The organism is Actinophytocola sp. (assembly GCF_009379765.1).
In the GTDB taxonomy this organism is placed as follows: Bacteria; Actinomycetota; Actinomycetes; order Mycobacteriales; family Pseudonocardiaceae; genus Actinophytocola.
Genome location: NZ_WHTD01000089.1, coordinates 13,569 through 33,077, shown reverse-complemented (window position 1 = coordinate 33,077; position 19,509 = coordinate 13,569). Strand labels below are relative to the sequence as shown.

Annotated in this window: 20 protein-coding genes; 14 read left to right on the top strand and 6 right to left on the bottom strand. The window is 70.1% G+C overall.

Annotated elements, in window-relative coordinates; genetic code table 11:
• Positions 1 to 324 precede the first annotated feature (324 nt).
• A complete protein-coding gene (locus tag GEV28_RS42520; RefSeq protein WP_367115176.1) occupies positions 325 to 573 on the top strand; it encodes a 2OG-Fe(II) oxygenase in 249 nt (82 codons plus the stop codon).
• Here the strand turns inward: GEV28_RS42520 and GEV28_RS25095 are convergent.
• Together GEV28_RS25095 and GEV28_RS25090 are read right to left on the bottom strand one after the other, a co-directional pair.
• Entirely contained in the window at positions 552 to 1,064 is a 513-nt protein-coding gene (locus GEV28_RS25095; RefSeq protein WP_291414674.1) for a hypothetical protein, read from the bottom strand. The genes GEV28_RS42520 and GEV28_RS25095 overlap by 22 nt on opposite strands.
• Complete coding sequence (locus GEV28_RS25090; RefSeq protein ID WP_291414673.1) at positions 1,061 to 1,399, bottom strand: hypothetical protein; 339 nt, start codon at positions 1,397 to 1,399, stop codon at positions 1,061 to 1,063. The genes GEV28_RS25095 and GEV28_RS25090 overlap by 4 nt, the downstream gene beginning before the upstream one ends.
• A 289-nt stretch (positions 1,400 to 1,688) precedes the next feature.
• Between GEV28_RS25090 and GEV28_RS25085 the strand changes: the two genes are divergently transcribed.
• From GEV28_RS25085 to GEV28_RS25075, 3 genes are all read left to right on the top strand, one after another.
• On the top strand, positions 1,689 to 2,528 hold the full coding sequence (locus GEV28_RS25085) for a helix-turn-helix transcriptional regulator (RefSeq protein WP_291414672.1): 840 nt from the start codon (positions 1,689 to 1,691) through the stop codon (positions 2,526 to 2,528).
• On the top strand, positions 2,525 to 2,893 hold the full coding sequence (locus tag GEV28_RS25080; protein WP_291414671.1) for a DUF397 domain-containing protein: 369 nt from the start codon (positions 2,525 to 2,527) through the stop codon (positions 2,891 to 2,893). Before GEV28_RS25085 ends, GEV28_RS25080 begins: the two co-directional genes overlap by 4 nt.
• A gap of 77 nt (positions 2,894 to 2,970) precedes the next feature.
• Complete coding sequence (locus GEV28_RS25075) at positions 2,971 to 3,888, top strand: hypothetical protein (protein WP_291414670.1); 918 nt, start codon at positions 2,971 to 2,973, stop codon at positions 3,886 to 3,888.
• A gap of 245 nt (positions 3,889 to 4,133) precedes the next feature.
• Here the strand turns inward: GEV28_RS25075 and GEV28_RS25070 are convergent, their stop codons facing one another.
• The 3 genes from GEV28_RS25070 to GEV28_RS25060 all read right to left on the bottom strand — a co-directional run bounded on the left by GEV28_RS25070 (position 4,134) and on the right by GEV28_RS25060 (position 7,536).
• On the bottom strand, positions 4,134 to 5,117 hold the full coding sequence (locus GEV28_RS25070; RefSeq protein WP_291414669.1) for a hypothetical protein: 984 nt from the start codon (positions 5,115 to 5,117) through the stop codon (positions 4,134 to 4,136).
• A 71-nt stretch (positions 5,118 to 5,188) separates the two neighbouring features.
• On the bottom strand, positions 5,189 to 5,545 hold the full coding sequence (locus GEV28_RS25065) for a VOC family protein (protein WP_291414668.1): 357 nt from the start codon (positions 5,543 to 5,545) through the stop codon (positions 5,189 to 5,191).
• Entirely contained in the window at positions 5,542 to 7,536 is a 1,995-nt protein-coding gene (locus tag GEV28_RS25060) for an SDR family oxidoreductase (protein ID WP_291414667.1), read from the bottom strand. Before GEV28_RS25060 ends, GEV28_RS25065 begins: the two co-directional genes overlap by 4 nt.
• Before the next feature lie 92 nt (positions 7,537 to 7,628).
• Here GEV28_RS25060 and GEV28_RS25055 point away from each other — a divergent pair, with 92 nt between their 5' ends.
• Entirely contained in the window at positions 7,629 to 8,564 is a 936-nt protein-coding gene (locus GEV28_RS25055; protein WP_291414666.1) for a phosphotransferase, read from the top strand.
• Here GEV28_RS25055 and GEV28_RS25050 read toward each other — a convergent pair.
• On the bottom strand, positions 8,557 to 9,672 hold the full coding sequence (locus GEV28_RS25050) for a polysaccharide deacetylase (RefSeq protein WP_291414665.1): 1,116 nt from the start codon (positions 9,670 to 9,672) through the stop codon (positions 8,557 to 8,559). The two genes, GEV28_RS25055 and GEV28_RS25050, sit on opposite strands and share 8 nt — an antisense overlap.
• Positions 9,673 to 9,978: 306 nt before the next feature.
• On the opposite strand from GEV28_RS25050, the gene GEV28_RS25045 reads away from it, so the two are divergent.
• From GEV28_RS25045 to GEV28_RS25005, 9 genes are all read left to right on the top strand, one after another.
• The gene (locus tag GEV28_RS25045) at positions 9,979 to 10,797 is read left to right on the top strand and encodes a Bax inhibitor-1/YccA family protein (protein ID WP_291414664.1); all 819 of its coding nucleotides are present in this window, start codon (positions 9,979 to 9,981) and stop codon (positions 10,795 to 10,797) included.
• Positions 10,798 to 10,969: 172 nt separating this feature from the next.
• Positions 10,970 to 11,152, top strand: a complete 183-nt coding sequence (locus GEV28_RS25040) for a hypothetical protein (protein ID WP_291414663.1) — start codon at positions 10,970 to 10,972, stop codon at positions 11,150 to 11,152.
• A 242-nt stretch (positions 11,153 to 11,394) separates the two neighbouring features.
• Positions 11,395 to 11,769, top strand: a complete 375-nt coding sequence (locus GEV28_RS25035) for an NADH-quinone oxidoreductase subunit A (RefSeq protein WP_291414662.1) — start codon at positions 11,395 to 11,397, stop codon at positions 11,767 to 11,769.
• Between the two features lie 15 nt (positions 11,770 to 11,784).
• Positions 11,785 to 12,333 (top strand): NADH-quinone oxidoreductase subunit B family protein, encoded by a 549-nt coding sequence (locus GEV28_RS25030; protein ID WP_367115175.1) that lies wholly within the window; start codon positions 11,785 to 11,787, stop codon positions 12,331 to 12,333.
• 5 nt (positions 12,334 to 12,338) lie between these two features.
• Positions 12,339 to 13,121 carry an NADH-quinone oxidoreductase subunit C gene (locus GEV28_RS25025; RefSeq protein ID WP_291414661.1) on the top strand — a complete coding sequence of 261 codons (783 nt, stop codon included), beginning with the start codon at positions 12,339 to 12,341 and terminating at the stop codon, positions 13,119 to 13,121.
• A 160-nt stretch (positions 13,122 to 13,281) separates the two neighbouring features.
• Positions 13,282 to 14,592 (top strand): NADH-quinone oxidoreductase subunit D, encoded by a 1,311-nt coding sequence (locus GEV28_RS25020; protein WP_291414660.1) that lies wholly within the window; start codon positions 13,282 to 13,284, stop codon positions 14,590 to 14,592.
• A gap of 86 nt (positions 14,593 to 14,678) precedes the next feature.
• Complete coding sequence (gene nuoE / locus GEV28_RS25015; protein WP_291414677.1) at positions 14,679 to 15,506, top strand: NADH-quinone oxidoreductase subunit NuoE; 828 nt, start codon at positions 14,679 to 14,681, stop codon at positions 15,504 to 15,506.
• Positions 15,503 to 16,816 (top strand): NADH-quinone oxidoreductase subunit NuoF, encoded by a 1,314-nt coding sequence (gene nuoF / locus GEV28_RS25010; RefSeq protein ID WP_291414659.1) that lies wholly within the window; start codon positions 15,503 to 15,505, stop codon positions 16,814 to 16,816. The genes nuoE and nuoF overlap by 4 nt, the downstream gene beginning before the upstream one ends.
• Complete coding sequence (locus tag GEV28_RS25005; protein ID WP_291414658.1) at positions 16,817 to 19,375, top strand: NADH-quinone oxidoreductase subunit G; 2,559 nt, start codon at positions 16,817 to 16,819, stop codon at positions 19,373 to 19,375.
• Positions 19,376 to 19,509 lie beyond the last annotated feature (134 nt).

Genomic DNA, 19,509 nt, shown 5'->3' with positions numbered 1-19,509 from the left:
GGCCCGACCGGAGACGCCAAGTGAACAAGCTGGACGCGAGGCCAGCAGATATCACGCGCCCACGACCGAGCACATCCGATTGAAGATCAACTACACCGCTAGAAATGATCACTCAAATTCGTGCGGTGGATCCAGGCTGAGGCCACCAGCCGCCGCGCGTCGGGTGCTCGAACACCGGTTCGTCCGGCCGCTTCCCGTCCACGAGCCGGGCGAACAAGGCGGCCGTGTCCCGGTCGAGCACCACCCGGCGTATTCCCGCGTCGGTCTTGGGCCGTATCCGCCTAAACTCCGGGTCCTTCTTGGTCGGCCGGTTGAGCTGAAACTCTGCTGTTCCTCAACGACCCCGATCAGTATGAGGGCGGCGAACTTTACTTCGTACGTCCAGTAGACCTCGAATTACGCCCACCATCGGGCACGTTGGTTTCCTTCCCCGCAACCAGGGACTATCTCCACGGCGTTCGCCCGATTGGTGATGAGGAGAGATACACCCTGCTCGTACGTCACATAACCGACGGACACCGGTTGTGCCGTGGCGGAAGGAGCGTCCGCGCTCAGGGAGATTTCGGTGGTTGAGCAGCGGCATCAGGCTGTTCGGGGCCGCAAGTGAGCGCTGCGCCAGTCTCGCTCATGATGTAGATCAGCTTCTCCGCAGCGTAGTCGGCCTCGGCTGTTGCGCCCTCGAACGCTCGCACGTGCGCGTCCACCGCGGTGGCCTTGGCGGTCGCCTCAGCGGCGGCCACCCGCAGGGACGCGGCCACCTCATAGGCCCCGGCCTTCTCGGCGGCCACCGCCAGGTCCAACGCTCGTGCCGCTACGTCCACGGCCTGTTGCTTGGCCGTTTCGGCTTTCCCGCACCCGGCATCCTCGGCCGCCCACCGGTCCAGACCGGCCAGCACGCTTGGGAGTTGATCGCGCAACGACTCCACATGAACACGAACCATCCGGATCTCGCAGTTCGTCCCTTCGGCATCGATCACCAGGCACACCAACTCCGCCGACCGGCTGGCCCACAGGCGCACCGCATCACGCTCGTCCAGCGTGACACCCAGGGAAGCCGTGTTCATCGGGCCGTCCTCGCCAACTCGGCGGACTGGTCCACGGCCTTGCTGTCGTCGGCGGGCTCGGCTGGGGTGTCCGTTTCGGACGCCGCCCGCAGCCGACGGGCTCCTTCGTCGGCGAGGTCACGCAGCCGTTCCAGACTCTCCACGTCGTAGAACTCCAGCGTGAACCGCTCGCTGCCGAACAGGAGCGAGACGTACAGGTCATCAGGTGTGCGCATGTGCAGGGTGATCGCCACGTCGGCGTGCACGCCCGCGCTGGCGACCATGATCATGTCCTCTCGTCCCGGCCCGCCGGGTACGACGATCGGGTGGGGAATCGGCGTGGTGGGTGGACTCATGGTGCATCTCTCCTTCTCTACGAGGGATTGGCGACGGCGCTCGGTGCCGGTCGGTTGGTGGTACCGGCGAAGCCGGGCCAGGTCGGGGGTCCGGCCCGGCCCCGCCGGGGCTGGGGGCCTGGCGATCGGTGATCATCAGGCGGGCTACCGTGTGCCATTGGCACGGCAACCATGTTAGGCATAATGTCATGCATTATGTCCCAGATGGAAGTGGCCCAATCGGGTGATGATGCAGGTCACCAGGTGTGATGGCAGCGATCATGGAGATCGAGGAAGCGGAGGACACACGATGCGACCGACCGTGCGCAGTCGCCGTCTCGGTACCCGTCTGGGCACCTACCGGCAGCAGAGCGGCCTGTCCGGCACCGAACTCGCCACCCGGATCGGTATCCACCAGGGCAGCTGGTCGAAGATCGAGTCAGGCAAGGCCAAGATCTCTCCGAATGTGCTGACCCGCACCGTGGACGTGCTGGACATTCCCGCTGAGGTGGCTGCCCACTTGGAGGCACTGCGCCGCAAGGCCGACGAGCCGGGCTGGTGGCAGGACTACGGCGACATCCTGTCCGAGGCCGTGCAGATGCTCATCGAGCTGGAAGCCGACGCCTCCTGGATACGCACCTTCGAAGGCCAGGTCATCCCCGGCGTGCTCCAGACCCGCGACTACGCCGAACGGATCATCACCGCAGGCTCACCCCACATGCGTGCCGCTGACATCGATCGCTACCTCGAACTGCGGATGCGCCGTCAGAAGCGGCTCAACGAGGGCCTCCGGCTTACCGCGATCGTGGGAGAATCCGCGATCCGCCAGCAGATCGGCGGTCCCGCGATTCTGTGTGAGCAACTTCGGCACATCGCCCGTGTGGTCCGCGAACGGGACGTCACCGTGCAGGTCGTCCCGTTCACCGCCGACGCCCATGCCGCGCTCTGCGACTCGTTCGTGATCATCCAGTGGCCGGACGAGACCGATCCCGAAGCCGTCTACGTGGATGGTGTGACATCCTGGACAGTGCACGAGCGCGGCGGCGTGGTCCGCAGCTACCTGCACGCCTTGGCCTCCGTGCAAAGTCAGGCGCTGGCCCCGCGAGACTCACTGGACCTCATCCACGATGTGATCAAGGATCTGCGATGAACACCGACTCCCCGGTCCCCGCCCGCACCGGGTGGCGCAAGAGCAGCTACAGCTCCGCCACCGGTAACTGTGTCGAGGTCGCCCCGGCGGCCGACGTCGTGCTTGTCCGGCACAGCAAGCACCCGGCCGCGGGCACGATCGACTTCTCCCATGTGGCCTGGACGGCGTTCGTGCGCGACGCCCGCGACGGTCGCACCTCGACCAACGGGGTCGCCGCGATCACCAGGACCGGCACCGACACGCTCGTTACGTCGCTCACCACCGAGGTCGAGCTTCACTTTGACGATGGCGAGTGGTCGGCCTTCCTCGCCGGAGTCACCGACGGCGAGTTCGACTTCACGGACTTACTTACCGCCGCGAACTGACCTGCCGTGCTGGTCCGTCATCGAGGACGAACAAGACCATCACGGGCGGCCTGGGCGGCCTCATTCACCTCCAGCCGGTGCTCGACAGGTTCAGCACCGACCTCGACGCGAAGGTGAGTGCGGGAACCGCCGAACTGCTGACAAAGGCCGCCAAGCAGTTCGACCCGTCCGACCCGACCTCGCCGATGGCCAAGCACGCCGCGGAACTCACCGCCCACCAGGAACAGCTCACCCAGCAGCTGACCAGGCAGCACGCCGAGCTGACGAGCAAGATCGAGAAGGTGTCGACGGCACTGCGCGTCCAGGAGGCCACGACCGCCCTCGCCAGGGTGACGCCGATCAAGGGCGAGTCCTACGCCGGCTCGGTACACGCTGTGCTGATGGGCATCACCACGGGCCTCGGCGACGACTACACCGACACCAGCATGACCACGGGTCGCCTGCCTCGCTGCAAGAAGGGCGACGGTGTGCTGAGCCTGAACGACGGCGCCGCTCGGGTGGTCATCGAGATGACCGACTCGGCCCGCACCGGCTGGACCGACTACTTCGACGAAGCCGAGCGCAACCGAGACGCCGTCGCATCGCTCGGGCTCGTCCGCACCATCGACCAGAACGGCGGCCAGACCCTCCGGGTCATCGGTGCCCAACGGCTCGTGCTGGCGTTCGACCCCGACAACGACGTACCCGACCTACTGCGCACCGTGGTCATGCTCCTGCGAACGACCGCCATCGCGACGGCAAGTCGCAAGGGCGTCCACCAGGTCGCCACGGCCGAGGAGAAGATCTCCGAGGCACTCAAGCAACTGATGAAGATCGACTCGGTCAAGAAGCTGTCCGCCACGATCCAGAAGTCCGCGACGAAGATCGACAGCGAGTGCACCGCCCTGCACTCGGCGGTGCGGCGTCTGCTCGATGAGGCGCTGGTCGCACTGGCAGGCTCCCGGGCGACTGGCCCGGAACCCGTCAGCGCGGCCGAGGCCCACGGTGCCGCGTGACTCGGAACGAGGGCGGGTTGCCGTGCCGCGGAGCACAGCCGGTTCGAGGCTGGCCTGGCTTCCGGCATGGCCGAGGCCGTGCGGTACGCCGACACCGCCGCCAGGTTGACCGGGCGTGGCTATCCGGTGTGCACCATCGCCACCATGCGCACCTCGACCAGGACGGCCGTCGAAAGGTCGACCGGGCGAATCGCCATACTCGCCGCTGCACCACTGCCGCCGTGGGTCGGGATGGACGTCGTGGGTCAGCGTTTGGCGGGTTGGGTGCCTTTGGCGCGTTGTGGTGGGACGGCGCGTTTCGGCTGCGTGGCGGGGGTCGGGTCGGCGTCCTCGGCTGCCGGGGCGGCGCCCTTCCGCACCGGTGGGTCGGCGGCTGCCGGCGGTTCGGGTTCGGGGCCGGGTGGTGGCGGTATCGGGAACGGGTTCTCCCGCGTCAGCTCGGCCTCGGACTCCATCGGTTCCAGCAGGACGGCGCTGCGCTCGATCAGGTCCTGGGTGTCGCGTAGCCGGTCGGAGAGCTGGGTCCGTACCTCCGTGAGCTTCTTGACCTGCGCCGTCACCGTGTCGATGCGGCGTTGGGCCTCCTCGTCGGCCGCGCGTAGTCTCGCGTCGATGTCGGCCACGCACGCGGCGCGGCGGTCGGTCAGCTCGCGCTCCAGGGACGCCCTGAGGTGCGCCGTCCGTTCCGAGAACTCGCGGTCGATGCGGATCCGGTCGCGTTCGGCCGCCGCGTCGATGTCCCGGCGGCGTTGGTGCGCGCCGGTCGTCATCTCCTCGGCCTGGGTCCGTGCCGTCGTGAGGATCGTCTTGTGGGTCCGGTGGATCTCGGCGTGTTGCTCGTCCAGCTCGGTCAGCATGCGGCGGTACTTGTCGCGCAGCTCCGTCGACGCCCGCTCCGCCGCCGCCCACGTGCCGTCGGCCGCCGCGCGCGCTCGCGTCGTGATCTCGCTGGCCTGCGACTTCGCCACGTCGACCAGCCGCGCCGCGCTCTGCTCGTCGGCCGGCCTGCCGATTTCGTCCAGCCGGCTCGACAACGCCTCGACCTCCCGGCGCGCGATCTCCAGCTCGCCCTGCAGCTCGGCCACCTGCGTCAGCGCCTCGGCCCGGCCGGCGTCCGCCCGGTGCGCGTACTCGGCCAGCTCGCGCACATACTGTCTGACCTGCGCGCGATCGAAACCGTGGCGTGCCACGGCGAAGCTGACATCCGGCGCGGAGAGGTCATCAGCCATGACGTGACCGTACCGGTGCCTGCCGGTACCGCAACAGGATCAACCTGGCTGGTCCACAGTGGACCACGTGGTCACGGCAGGTCGTAGGCGGTCGGGTGGCGCGGTTCGTAGAGCCCGAGCGAGCCGGCGCCCGGCACGGCGAGCGAGGTCAGCCGGCCCCAGCCCTGGTCGGACACCTCGCTGGTGAACGCCACGCCCTTCGCCGCCAGCTCGGCCATCGTCGCCTCGAGGTCGTCGCACATCAGGTACAGCTCATGCCGGCCGACCGCGTCGCCGGTGGGATGCACGGCGACCTCGGCCGGCGGCGACCGGAAGATCAGCCAGCCGCCGCCAGCGTCCACATTGGACAGACCGAGGACGTCGCGGAGGAACGTCCGCGCGGCCTCGGCGTCCGAGGCATAGATGATCGAGTGCGCGCCGGTGATCACCAGTGGAAACCTCTCGTCAGCCGGGCCAGTGCCATCGCCGCGGCACCGAGGTGCCGGTCGCCCTTGCCGATCTTGACCCGACCGCCGCCGCCTGCCGCGGTGGAGTCGGGGAAGATCCGGTAGCCCTGGTAGGCGATCGCGTCGACCAGGCCTGGGGCGACCGTGTACGCGGCCGAGATCGCCCGGCCGGTGGGCGTGCCGATGTGCTTGGGCCGCTTGAGCAGCGCCTCGAGCACCATGTCCGCGGCCTGCTCCGGCGACTTCGTCGGGAACGCGTCGTAGATCTTGGTCGGCCGGATCATCGGCGTGCGGACCAGCGGCATGTGCACCGTGGTGAACGTGATGCCCGCGCCGTGCGTCTCGGTGGCGACGATCTTGGCGAAGTAGTCCAGCGCCGCCTTGGACGCGACGTAGGCCGAGAACCGCGGCGCGATGCCCTGCACGCCGATCGACGACACGTTCACGACGTGGCCGAACCGCCGCTCGATCATGTGCGGCAGCAACGCCAGGATCAGCCGGACCGCGCCGAAGTAGTTGATCGCCATCGCGCGCTCGTAGTCGTGCATCCGGTCGTAGGACAGCTGCACCGACCGCCGGATCGACCGGCCGGCGTTGTTGACCAGCATGTCGATGCCCGGCTGCTCGGTCAGCATCGCCTCGACGGTCTTGGCCACCGACTCGTCGTCGGTGAGGTCGCACGGGTACACGTACGCCTGCCCGCCCGCCGCGGCGATCTCCGCCTGTACCTCCTCCAGCTCGGTCTGCCGGCGCGCGACCAGCAGCGGCACCGCGCCCGCGGCGGCGACCTTGAGCGCGGTGGCCCGGCCGATGCCCGAGGACGCGCCGGTGATCACCACGCGCCGCCCGTCGAGCTCGCCGCGCTGCCCGTGCCGGCGCGCGCGGAACGGGTCGAGGTGCTCGCGCCAGTACCGCCACAGGACGTCCGCGTAGTCCTCGAGCGGCGGCACGTCGACGCCGGACCCGGCGAGCGCCTTGCGCGTCTCGGTCGAGTCGAAGCGCGGCTCGAAGGTGAGCGTGGACAGCAGGATCGGCGGGATGCCGAGCCGGTCGAGCACGGCGTCGCGGGCGATCGTCACGCCCGGCACGTGCTCGGCGAGCTTGACCAGGCTGATCAGCGGGTTCGACAGCCGGTGGTCGAGCTCGGCGGTGGCGACCGGCGCGCCGGCGGCGCTCGCGAACGCGTTGTAGACGCCGCGTGCGGTCTGTGGCTCGGGGTTGACCAGGTGGAACGCGTGGCCGTCCAGGCCCGGCTCGGTGACCAGGTGCGCCATCGCGGCGGCCACGTAGTCGACCGGGACGATGTTGGTGTCGCCGATGTCCGGGAACAGCAGCGGCACGCTCGGCACCGCGCTCAGCCGGGCGAGCGCGGAGAAGAAGTAGTACGGGCCGTCGATCTTGTCCATCTCGCCGGTGACCGAGCTGCCGACGACGATCGCCGGCCGGTACACCCGCCACGGCACCTCGGTCTGCGAGCGGACCAGGCGCTCGGACTCGAACTTGGTCCGGTGGTAGGCGGTGACCAGCCGCTGGCCGGCATCGAACATCTCCTCGGTGAACCGCCCGCGGTAGTCCCCGGCGACCGCGACCGAGGACACGTGGTGCAGGCAGCCCGCCCCGACCGCCGACGCCAGCTCGATGACGTGCCGGGTGCCGTCGACGTTGGCGGCGATGCTCGCGTCGTCGTCGGCCGCGATGTCGTACAGCGCGGCGAGGTGCACGAGGTGGTCGACGTGCCCGGTGAGCTCCGTCAGCTGCGCCTCGTCGACGCCGAGGCCGGGCTCCCGCACGTCGCCGAGCACCGGCCGGGTCTTCTCCGCGTTCGGCCAGGCCCGCGCGGCCGCGGCGAACCTGTCCTGGGACCGCTCGCGGACGAGCAGCCACACCCGCTCGGTGTCCGGCCGAGCCAGCAGCTCGGCGACGAAGTGCCTGCCGATCAGGCCGGTCGCCCCGGTAACCAGATAGGTCGCCATCGCCTCGTCCTTTCCGTCGGGTCCCCGCCGCCGCTCAGCATCCCACGGTAAAACCGGATGAGTTCGGACGCCGCGACCGGGACCATCGGATCATGGTGTGGGACGGGGTCGGCGGCAACCGGCTGGACTGGGCCGGGGTGCCCCGCGCGGTGCGCGCGGCGATCGAGGCCGCGATGGGGTCGGCCGTCGTCGAGGCGGTGAGCCAGCGCGGCGGGTTCTCCCCGGGCCTCGCCGCGCGGCTGCGCCTCGCCGACGGCCGCCGGGTGTTCGCCAAGGCGGTCGGCGCCGAGCGGAACCCGCAGTCGGTCCGCATGCACCGCCGCGAGGCCGAGATCGCCGGCGGGCTCCCCGCCGGTGTGGCCGTGCCCCGGCTGCTGTGGAGCGGCGCCGCGGACTGGGCCGTCCTGGTCTTCGAGGACGTCGCGGGCCACACCCCGCCGCTGCCGTGGCGGCCCAAGGACTGGCACCGGGTGCACGACGCGCTCGTCGCGCTGGCTCGCGACCTCACCTCGAGCCCGGTGGACGCGGGGCCGATCGGCCAGGACCCGGACGCCTTCCGTGGCTGGCGCTCGCTGGCCGCGGACCCCGCGCTCGCCGCGGCACTCGACCCGTGGAGCCGCCGCAACGTCGATCGGCTGGCCGCGCTGGAGGCCGGCTGGGCGGCCGCGGCCGCCGGTGACACGCTGCTGCACGGCGACCTGCGGGCGGACAACATCCTGCTCACCGACGACCGGGTGCTGTTCGTGGACTGGCCGCAGGCCGCGGTCGGCGCCGCATGGGTGGACCTGGTGTGCATGCTGCCGAGCGTCGCGCTGCAGGGTGGGCCCGACCCCGACGACGTCTGGCGCACCTCGCCGGTCGCGGCCGGCGCGGACCCGGCCGCGGTCGACGCGGTGCTGGCCGCGGTCACCGGCTTCTTCGTCCACTCCGCGCTGCTGCCCTCGCCGCCGGGACTGCCGACGCTGCGGCGCTTCCAGCACCTGCAGGCGGGGCCCGCGCTGGCCTGGCTGCGGTCGCGGCTCAGGTGACCTGCGCGGGCGGCATCGTGCGGAAGGTGTCCAGCACCTCCGGGTCCTGCAGCTTCATCCACCTGATGACCTGCGAGTACGTCGTGCACACGGTGTGCTCGCGCACGCAGACCTCGGTCATGAACTGCTCGGTCGCGTTGCTGAACGCGCCGCCGGACCAGTCGTTGAAGTGGTTGCCCACGGTGAGCGGCGCGCGGTTGGTGTTCAGCGCCGCCTGGTACGCGGCCCGGTAGGTGTCCAACGTCACCGCGGTGAACTCCTTGTCCCGGGACGGGTCCTCCCGCGCGCCGTTGAGGGAGTACCAGAGGTTGTAGTCCATCATGATCACCTTCTTGCCGGCGAGGGCCGGCACGCGGACCACGGGGACGCGGAACTCCCAGATGCCCCAGATGCCGTTGTGCAGCTGCGGCCACGCGATGCCTTCCGAGGTGAGGCTCGTGTCGTAAGTGAGGCCGTGCGCGGCCATGGCCGGCGCCAGCGCCTCGAAGTCGCCCTCCAGGCACGGGACGCGGCCGCCCTTGATCCGGTCCTCCGCCACCAGCAGGCCGCGGGTGGCGGCGTCGCGGACGAAGCCGAAGAACTGGTCGAGCTCGGCGGTCCACTGTGTGGTGCTCCACCTCCCGCCGCTCGGCTCGTTGCCGGCGCAGAAGTGTCCGTTGTAGTGCGTGCCGATCTCGTGCCCGCGCGCCACGGCGTCGTTGAGGTCGGCGATGCGCGTGGCCACCTCCTCCTCGCTGCCGCCGAAGCTGATCGCCGCGTGGCCGGGGTCGTGACCGGGGCCCGCGTACTCGCCGCGGCGGGCGTCCGGCAGCAGGTAGATGCCCGACAGGAAGCCGGTGACGTGCGCGTTCACCTTCTCGGCGAGCGGGAGGATCCGCCGCCAGTGGTCGTGCGAGCCGGCGCCGTCGAAGGAGAAGAGGACGAACTGGGGCGGCTTCTCGCCGGCATCGAGCTTGCGCATCCACGACGGCGGGGCGGGTGCGCCCTGCGCGGCGGGGGAGGTGTCGTCCCCGTCCGCGCCCGGCCCGACGGTGCCGAGCCCGATGAGGACCGCGAACGTCAGCGCCAGTGCGACACCGGTGACGATCGGCCCCCAGCGACGCCTCATCACACCTCCCGACCTTGCCGCCAGTAAAGGCTAAGGAGAGTAGTAGCCGGGTCGGGGGACGCCAGGCCGGGTGGGGCGGTCACGATTTGGTGGGTGACCAGTGATCGCGCCGGTTCGCGGTCCCGCTGCCGAGTGGTCAGCCCGTACGGTTGTGTCACGGGCTACTGTGATCGCGCGATCGCGGTTGACGGGTTCCCGCGTAACGATCACGCATTGACGGGTAAAGTCACCTTTACCCATCGGGAACTGGCCGGCATGGTTGGTCGTTGAATCCGGTGCAGGAGCCATCAGGCCCAGGAGGAACAGGTGCGTTCTACCAGTAATCCCGCGTTCCGGAACCTGCCGAGCGGCGGGTTCGGCGGCGGCTACGCGGGCTTCCAGACCCAGCCCCAGGCCCAGCCCCAGGGCGGCATGCCGGGATACGGCGGCGCCTACCAGGCTCCGCCGACCACCGGTGAGCGACCCATGACGGTCGACGACGTGGTCACCAAGTCCGCGGCGACCATCGGCCTCGCCCTGGTCACCGGCATCATCACCGCGATCGCGGTGCAGGCCCAGGTGATCAGCCCGTGGCCGCCGATGATCGGCGGGCTTGTCGTCGGGCTCGTCCTGTCGCTGGTCATCATCTTCAAGCAGCTGCCGAACCCGGCGCTGGTGCTGACCTACTCGGCCGCCGAGGGCGTGTTCCTCGGCGCGATCACCGGGGTGTTCAACTACCTCTACCCGGGCATCGCGCTCCAGGCGATCATGGGCACCGCGCTGGTGTTCATCACGATGCTCGTGGTCTACAAGACCGGCGCCGTCCGGGTCACGCCGAAGCTCACCAAGTGGATCATCGGCGCCACCGTGGCGGCCGCGGGCCTGATGGTGATCAACCTGCTGATGTCGCTGGTCGGCGTGAACATGGGCATCCGTGGCGGCGGCACCATGGCGATCATCTTCAGCATCATCGTGATCGGTATCGCGGCCTTCAACTTCCTGCTCGACTTCGACATGGCGGACCAGATGATCCGCACCGGGATGCCGTCGAAGTGGGCCTGGTACGCCGCGTTCGGTCTGATGACCACCCTCGTGTGGCTGTACTTGGAGATCCTGCGTCTGCTGTACTACTTGCAGAGCGAGTAACGGACTCTTCCCGGGGGAGGGGGCGCTCGGCCGTACGGTCGGGCGCCCCTTCTGTCTTCGCTGGTCAGCCTGCCGCGGTCAGCAGGGCCTCACCGGTGGCGGCGCGGGGGTAGAGCACGAACCGGCCCGTCCGGTGCGCGCCGGCCAACCCGGCCGCCTTCAACGCACGGAGATGGTCACCAAGATCGGCGTGGACACCGTGCTCAAGGCCGGCTTCCGCCAGCGGGTCACCCCCGACCGGCCGCTCGGCCGGATGACCGCCACGTTCCGGTTCCTGCTCACCGGCGCGCTCGCCCTCGGGTGGGTTCCGGTCGCCTGCCCGCCGCTGCGCACCATGCGTGAGCTCCCGGCGTAGGAAGGGGATCTCCCTGCACGGCCCGTTTCGTCGGGTCCTACACTCGCCTCAGAGTTTTGTGAAACGCTTCACGAGATAGCTTGTGAAGATTTTCACAAGCTAATCGGCCGGTCAGGTTAGGTGCGCCTAACCCCCGGCCGTGAGACGGCCACCCATAGGGTGCCCGACTGAGGGAGCGGGAAAGGACGGCGAAAGTGTCAGTACTCGCAGCTGTCAGCACATCGGTAGCACAGAACGAGAATGTGTCGTCGGGGCTGGGAAGCTATCTGCCGCTGTTCCTGCTCTTCGTGCTCGCGGCGGCGTTCGCGCTGTTCTCCGCGTTGCTCGGGCCGCTGCTCGGACCCCGGCGCTACAACCGGGCCAAGTTCGAGGCCTACGAGTGCGGCATCGAGCCGTCGCCGCAGCCGCTGGTCGGTGGCGGCCGGGTCCCGGTCGCGTACTACCTGACCGCGATGCTGTTCATCCTCTTCGACATCGAGATGGTGTTCCTCTACCCGTTCGCGGTGTCCGCGGACGCCCTCGGCTTCTTCGGCCTGGTGGAGATCGTGCTGTTCATCGCGACGCTCGGCTTCGCGTACGCCTACGTGTGGCGGCGCGGCGGCCTCGACTGGAACTGACGGGAGGCGGACAGCATGGGCATCGAGGAGCGACTGCCGAACGGAATCCTGTTGGCCAGCTTGGAGAAGCTGGTCAACTGGGGACGCAAGAACTCGCTGTGGCCGGCCACCTTCGGCCTGGCCTGCTGCGCCATCGAGATGATGACCACCGGCGGCCCGCGCTACGACATCGCCCGCTTCGGCATGGAGCGGTTCAGCGCCACCCCCCGGCAGGCCGACCTGATGATCGTCGCGGGCCGGGTGACCAACAAGATGGCGCCGGTCCTGCGCCAGATCTACGACCAGATGGCCGAGCCCAAGTGGGTGCTCGCCATGGGCGTCTGCGCCTCCTCCGGCGGCATGTTCAACAACTACGCGGTGGTGCAGGGCGTGGACCACGTCGTGCCGGTCGACATGTACCTTCCGGGCTGCCCGCCCCGCCCGGAGATGCTGCTCGACGCCATCCTCAAGCTGCACGCGAAGATCCAGGACGAGCCGATCAACGCCCGCCGCGCCGCGCTGCGGGCCGAGCGCGGTGAGCGCACGGAGATGATCGCGTCCTCCGTCAAGTACGCGAAGAAGTGAACGACATGGCCAGTGCCGACAAGCCCGAGAACAAGCCGGAACCCGGCGGCGAGATGTCCAGTGCCGAACGGCCGGGTGACGTCGAGCGGCGGCCGGCCGCCGAGGTGGCGGAGCCGCTGGTCGCCGGCAAGGCACGCAAGGGCATGTTCAGCGTGTCCGGCAGCGGCGACACCTCCGGCTTCGGCGGCCTGCGGCTGCCGGCCCACGTGGCCGCGCCGGCCGAGCGCCCCTACGGCGGCTGGTTCGACGAGCTCACCGACCAGATGCTCGCCTCGATGCGGGAGCGCAACATCCCGGCCGAGGCGATCCCGCAGGTCACCGTCGACCGTGGTGAGATCACCTACTACGTCGACCCCGAGTACCTGGTCGCGCTCTGCAAGATGCTGCGCGACGACCAGGCGCTGCGCTTCGAGCTGTGCGCCTCGGTGTCCGGTGTGGACTACGGGGTGGACGTCCCGCAGCGGCTGCACTCGGTCTACCACCTGCTGTCGATGACCTACCGCCGCCGCATCCGGCTGGAGGTCGCCATCGACTGGTCGGCCGAGGACGGCGACCAGCCGCGCTGCCCGTCGGTCGTGGGCGTCTACCCGACCGCCGACTGGCAGGAGCGGGAGACCTGGGACATGTTCGGCATCGTCTACGACGGGCACCCGGCGCTCACCAGGATCCTCATGCCGGACGACTGGGACGGCTTCCCGCAGCGCAAGGACTACCCGCTCGGCGGCATTCCCGTGGAGTACAAGGGCGCGGAAATCCCGCCACCCGATCAGCGGAGGTCCTACTCGTGAGCACCCACGCGACGGTCAGGACATCCCCTGTGTCGACGTCAGGTGTTCGCCAACCGCACCCAAGGGGAACGGAACGCGACCCAGCCACCGGTACGTGCCGAGCTGGACGGCACCAACCCACGGTGACCACAAGGGTTAATCCCGGGGAGGCGGAACAGTCATGACCGAGTCGTACGCGGGCGAGCGCGAGACCACCGAGGGCCGCATCTACAACGTCACCGGCGGCGACTGGGACGAGGCGCTCTCGGACGCGATCACCGACGAGCGCATCGTCATCAACATGGGTCCGCAGCACCCGTCCACGCACGGCGTGCTGCGGCTGGTGCTCGAGCTCGAGGGTGAGACCGTCACCCAGGCCCGCACGGTCATCGGCTACCTGCACACCGGCATCGAGAAGAACTGCGAGTACCGCACCTGGACCCAGGGCGTCACGTTCGTGACGCGGATGGACTACCTCGCGCCGCTGTTCAACGAGGCCGCGTACTGCATGGGCGTCGAGAAGCTGCTCGGCGTCACCGTGCCCAAGCGCGCGCAGGTCATCCGGGTGATGCTGATGGAGATCAACCGGATCGCCTCGCATCTGGTGGCGATCGCCACCGGCGGCATGGAGCTCGGCGCGATGACCGCGATGACCATGGGCTTCCGTGAGCGCGAGGAGTGCCTGCACCTGCTGGAGCTCCTCACCGGCCTGCGCATGAACCACGCGTTCATCCGGCCGGGCGGGGTTGCCCAGGACATGCCGGAGGGCTTCGAGCAGGCGGTCGTCGAGTTCGTCAAGGTGATGAACAAGCGGCTGCCCGAGTACGACCGGCTGCTCACCGGCCAGCCGATCTGGAAGAACCGGCTGATCGGCATCGGCTACCTGCCGGTCGACGCGTGCCTCGCGCTCGGCGTCACCGGCCCGATCCTGCGCTCCGCGGGCCTTCCGTGGGACCTGCGCAAGACCGAGCCGTACCTGGGCTACGAAGACTTCAACTTCGAGGTCCCGACCTCGACCGCGGCCGACTCCTACGCGCGCTACGTGCTGCGGGTCGAGGAGATGCACCAGTCGCTGCGGATCATCAACCAGTGCCTGAAGAAGATCGAGCCGGGCCCGGTGATGGTGGAGGACGCCAAGATCGCCTGGCCGGCCAAGCTCACGGTCGGCTCGGACGGCATGGGCAACTCGCTCGAGCACGTCCGCAAGATCATGGGCCAGTCGATGGAAGCGCTCATCCACCACTTCAAGCTGGTGACCGAGGGCTTCCACGTGCCACCCGGTCAGGTCTACTCGGCGGTCGAGTCGCCGCGCGGCGAGCTCGGCTACCACATCGTGTCCGACGGCGGCACCCGGCCGATGCGGGTGCACGTCCGGGAGCCGAGCTTCGTGAACCTGCAGGCCATACCGGCGATGGCCGAGGGCGGCCTGGTCGCCGACGTCATCGCGGCCATCGCCTCGATCGACCCGGTGATGGGAGGAGTCGACCGGTGAACCAACCACTGTCCACCGGAGCCACGTACGGGGGCTCCAGCGTCGGTGCGGGGGAGACCCACGTGGCCGGCGGCCCGGACCTCGACGTGGCCGCCGCGTCCGCGGTCAGCCAGGGGGAGACCGACCGGCTGGTCACCGGGACGCCCGCGGACGTGTCCGTGTTCGGCCCGGACATCGTGGCCAAGTCGGCCGACCTGATCGCCCGCTACCCCGAGTCCCGCTCGGCGCTGCTGCCGATGCTGCACCTCGTGCAGTCGGTCGAGGGCTACGTCAGCCAGGCCGGCGTCCAGTTCTGCGCCGACCGGCTCACGCTGTCCAACGCCGAGGTCAGCGCGGTCGTCACCTTCTACACGATGTACAAGCGCAAGCCCTGCGGCGAGCACCTGGTCAGCGTGTGCACCAACACGCTGTGCGCGGTGCTCGGCGGCGACGCGATCTACCGCACGCTGCAGGAGCACCTCGGCGAGGACGGCGAGCCGCTCGGGCAGGAGGAGACCTCGGGCAGGCCGGGCGAGCCCGGCTCGATCACCCTCGAGCACGCCGAGTGCCTCGCGGCCTGCGACCTCGGCCCGGTGCTGCAGGTCAACTACGAGTACTACGACAACCAGACGCCGGAGTCGGCGGTCGAGCTCGTCGAGGCGCTGGGCCGCGGCGAGAAGCCCGCGCCGACCCGTGGCGCGCCGCTGACCGACCTGCGCTCCGTGGAGCTGGAGCTGGCCGGGTTCCTCCCCGAGGACGAGGCCACCTACCGGTCCCATGTGGACGGTCCGTCGGCCGCGGTGGAGACCCTGCGCGGCGCCCAGCTCGCCGCCGACCGGGGGTGGACCGCCCCGACGATGCCGGAGAACCCGCCGGCGCTTCCGACCGATGAGTCGCTTGCGGGCTCGAGAATCAGCGGAGGCGAGAAGAAGTGACCACTGCCGAGACCACCACACCCGACCCGGTGACCCCGGTGCTCACCAAGCGCTGGCTGTCGCCGAACTCCTGGCAGATCGGCACCTACGAGCAGCTCGAGGGCTACACCGCGTTGCGCAAGGCGCTGACCGGCACCCCGGAGCAGCTCGTCCAGCTGGTCAAGGACTCGGGCCTGCGCGGCCGCGGCGGCGCGGGCTTCCCGGCCGGCGTGAAGTGGTCGTTCATGCCGCCGAACGAGGACAAGCCGCACTACCTGGTGATCAACGCCGACGAGGGCGAGCCGGGCACGTGCAAGGACATCCCGCTGATGATGGCCGACCCGCACTCATTGATCGAGGGCTGCGTCATCGCCGCCTACGCGATGCGGTCGCACCACTGCTTCATCTACGTGCGCGGCGAGGTGCCGCACTGCGTCCGCAGGCTCAACGCGGCGGTGCGCGAGGCCCACGAGGCCGGCTACCTCGGCACGAACATCCTCGGCTCCGGGTTCGACCTGCGGATCACCGTGCACGCCGGCGCCGGCGCGTACATCTGCGGCGAGGAGACGGCGCTGCTCGACTCGCTCGAGGGCCGGCGCGGCCAGCCGCGGCTCAAGCCGCCGTTCCCGGCCGCCGCGGGCCTCTACGCCGAGCCGACCACGGTCAACAACGTGGAGACCATCGCGAGCGTGCCGTTCATCGTCAACGGCGGCGCCGACTGGTTCCGCGGCATGGGCTCCGAGCGCTCGCCGGGCCCGAAGATCTACTCGGTCTCCGGGCACGTGGAGCGGCCAGGCCAGTACGAGGCGCCGCTCGGCACCACGCTGCACCAGCTGCTCGAGCTGTGCGGCGGCATGAAGGACGGCATCCCGCTCAAGTTCTGGACCCCGGGCGGCTCGTCCACCCCGATGTTCACCGCCGAGCACCTCGACGTGCCACTGGACTTCGAGGGCGCCGTCCAGGCCGGCTCGATCCTCGGCACCACCGCGGTCATGGTCTTCAACGAGACCGTCTCGGTGCCGTGGGCCGTGATGAAGTGGACCGAGTTCTACGAGCACGAGTCCTGCGGCAAGTGCACCCCGTGCCGCGAGGGCACGTTCTGGCTCGTCGGGATCCTGCAGCGGATGGTGGCCGGCAACGGCACCGAGTCCGACATCGAGACGCTGCTGGACGTCTGCGACAACGTGCTCGGCCGCTCGTTCTGCGCGCTCGCCGACGGCGCGGTCAGCCCGATCCAGAGCGGTATCAAGTACTTCCGGGACGAGTTCCTCGCGCTGTGCGAGCGGAACAGGGCCGTCTCGGCGAACCCGGCGCTTGCGGGAGCTCACTAAATGACTGCGATCGAAGAGAAGCCAGAGACGGCACCCGTCCCCGAGGGGCACGTGCGGCTGACCATCGACGGCGTCGAGGTCATCGCGCCCAAGGGCGAGCTGCTGATCCGCACGGCGGAACGGCTGGGCACGGTGATCCCGCGGTTCTGCGACCACCCGCTCCTCGCCCCGGCCGGCGCGTGTCGCCAGTGCCTGGTCGAGGTGGAGATGGGCGGCCGGCCGATGCCCAAGCCGCAGGCCTCCTGCACCATCACGGTCGCCGACGGCATGGTCGTCAAGACCCAGCGGACCTCGCCGGTGGCCGACAAGGCCCAGCAGGGTGTGATGGAGCTGCTGCTGATCAATCACCCGCTGGACTGCCCGATCTGCGACAAGGGCGGCGAGTGCCCGCTGCAGAACCAGGCGATGGCGCACGGCCGGGCCGACTCCCGGTTCGTCGAGGCCAAGCGGACCTTCGCCAAGCCGATTCCGCTCTCCACCCAGATCCTGTTGGACCGGGAGCGGTGTGTGCTGTGCCAGCGCTGCACCCGGTTCGACGACGAGATCGCCGGCGACAACTTCATCGACCTGCTGGAGCGCGGAGCGCACCAGCAGATCGGGACCGCGGCGTCCGCCGAGGTTCGTGGAACCGCGGCCGGGTCCGGACTCCATGGGGGACAGAGCTACTTCTCCGGCAACACCATTCAGATATGTCCTGTCGGTGCGCTGACCAGTGTGGCGTACCGATTCCGGTCCCGGCCGTTCGACCTGGTGTCCACGCCGAGCGTCTGCGAGCACTGCTCCTCGGGTTGCGCGGAGCGCACCGACTGGCGGCGCGGCAAGATCATGCGCGTCCTCGCCGGCGATGACCCCGAGGTCAACGAGGAGTGGATCTGCGACAAGGGCCGGTTCGCCTTCCGGTACCTCACCGCGGGCGACCGGATCACCCGGCCGATGGTGCGCGACGCCGAGACCGGTGAGCTCGTCGAGACCTCGTGGACCAACGCGCTGCGCGTCGCCGCCGAGGGACTCGCCAAGGCCCGCGGTGGCAAGGGAGGCGGCAAGGGGGTCGGCGTGCTGGCCGGCGGCCGGCTCACCGTCGAGGACGCATACTCCTACGCCAAGTTCGCCCGGATCGCGTTGGGCACCAACGACATCGACTTCCGGGCCCGCGCCCACTCGACGGAGGAGCTGGACTTCCTCGCCTCCACCGTGGTCGGCACGACGCCGGACACGGGGGTGACGTTCCGCGCGATCGAGGCGGCGCCCACGGTGCTGTGCGTCGCGCTGGACCCGGAGGAGGAGGCGCCGATCGTCTTCCTGCGGCTGCGCAAGGCGGCCCGCAAGGGCCGCACGAAGGTGTTCCACATCGGACAGTGGACGTCCCCGGCCGTGGCGAAGACGATCCGGCCGCACGGCGTCGACAAGCCCGCCGCCGGCACGCTGCTCGCCTGCCCGCCCGGTGGCGAGGCCGCCGCGGTCGAGGGTCTCCCCAGCCACGCGCCGGACGTCGCCGAGGCGCTCGGCGCCGCGGGTGCGGTCATCCTGGTCGGCGAGCGTGCCGCCCAGGTGCCCGGCCTGTTCACCGCGCTGGTGAAGCTGGCCGAGACCACCGGTGCCCGGATCGCCTGGATCCCGCGCCGGGCCGGTGAGCGCGGCGCGCTGGACGCCGGTGCGGTGCCGACGCTGCTGCCCGGCGGCCGGCTGGTCACCGACGCCGCGCACCGCGCCGAGGTCGAGAAGGCCTGGGGTGTCGCGGCCGGCTCGCTGCCCTCGACGCCGGGCCGGGACACGAACGCGATCATCGCCGCCGCGGCCGCCGGACAGCTCGACGGGCTGGTGGTCGGCGGCGTCCAGACCGACGACCTGCCCGACCCGGAGCTCGCCGAGGCCGCCCTGGACAAGGCGGGCTTCGTGGTGAGCCTGGAGCTGCGTGCGAGCGCGGTCACCGAGCGCGCCGACGTGGTGCTCCCGGTCGCACCCGCCGCCGAGAAGGCCGGCAGCTACCTCAACTGGGAGGGCCGCCGCCGCGAGTTCGGCGCCACCCTCGAGGCCCCCGGGTCGCTGTCGGACTGCCGGGTGCTCGACACCCTCGGCGTCGAGATGGACGTCGACCTGTTCACCCAGACCCCGCAGGCGGCCGCCGCGGACCTCGACCGGCTGCCTGCGGTGCCGCGGGTGGCCCCGCCGCCCGCCGAGCTCGTCGCCAAGGCACCGACCCTCGCCGACGGCGAGGCGCTGCTCGCCACCTGGCGCCAGCTGCTGGACAACGGCTCGCTGCAGTCCGACGAGCCGCACCTGGCCGGCACCGCCCGCGCCACGGTCGCCCGGCTCTCGGCCACCACCGCCGCCGGCCTCGGCCTCGACGGCGACCCGGCGGTCACTGTCGCGACCGAGCGCGGTTCGATCACCCTGCCGGTCGAGCACGCGGACCTGCCGGACGGAGTCGTCTGGCTACCCGCGAACTCCGGCCCGGCCACCACCCGGCGCACGCTCGGCGCCGGACACGGCGACGTCGTCACGGTCACGGGGGAGAACCTGCTGACCGGCGCGACCACAGATGGAGGCGAGCGAGTGTGAAGAGCCCCGTCTCAGACCTGCGCGTTCCCCACCCGCACCTAAGGGGAACGGGACGCAAGCCAGCCACAGGTACGTGGCCAACGGGAGTGTCCGTTCCCAACGAAACCCACAGTCTTAATCTCGGGGAGGCGGAA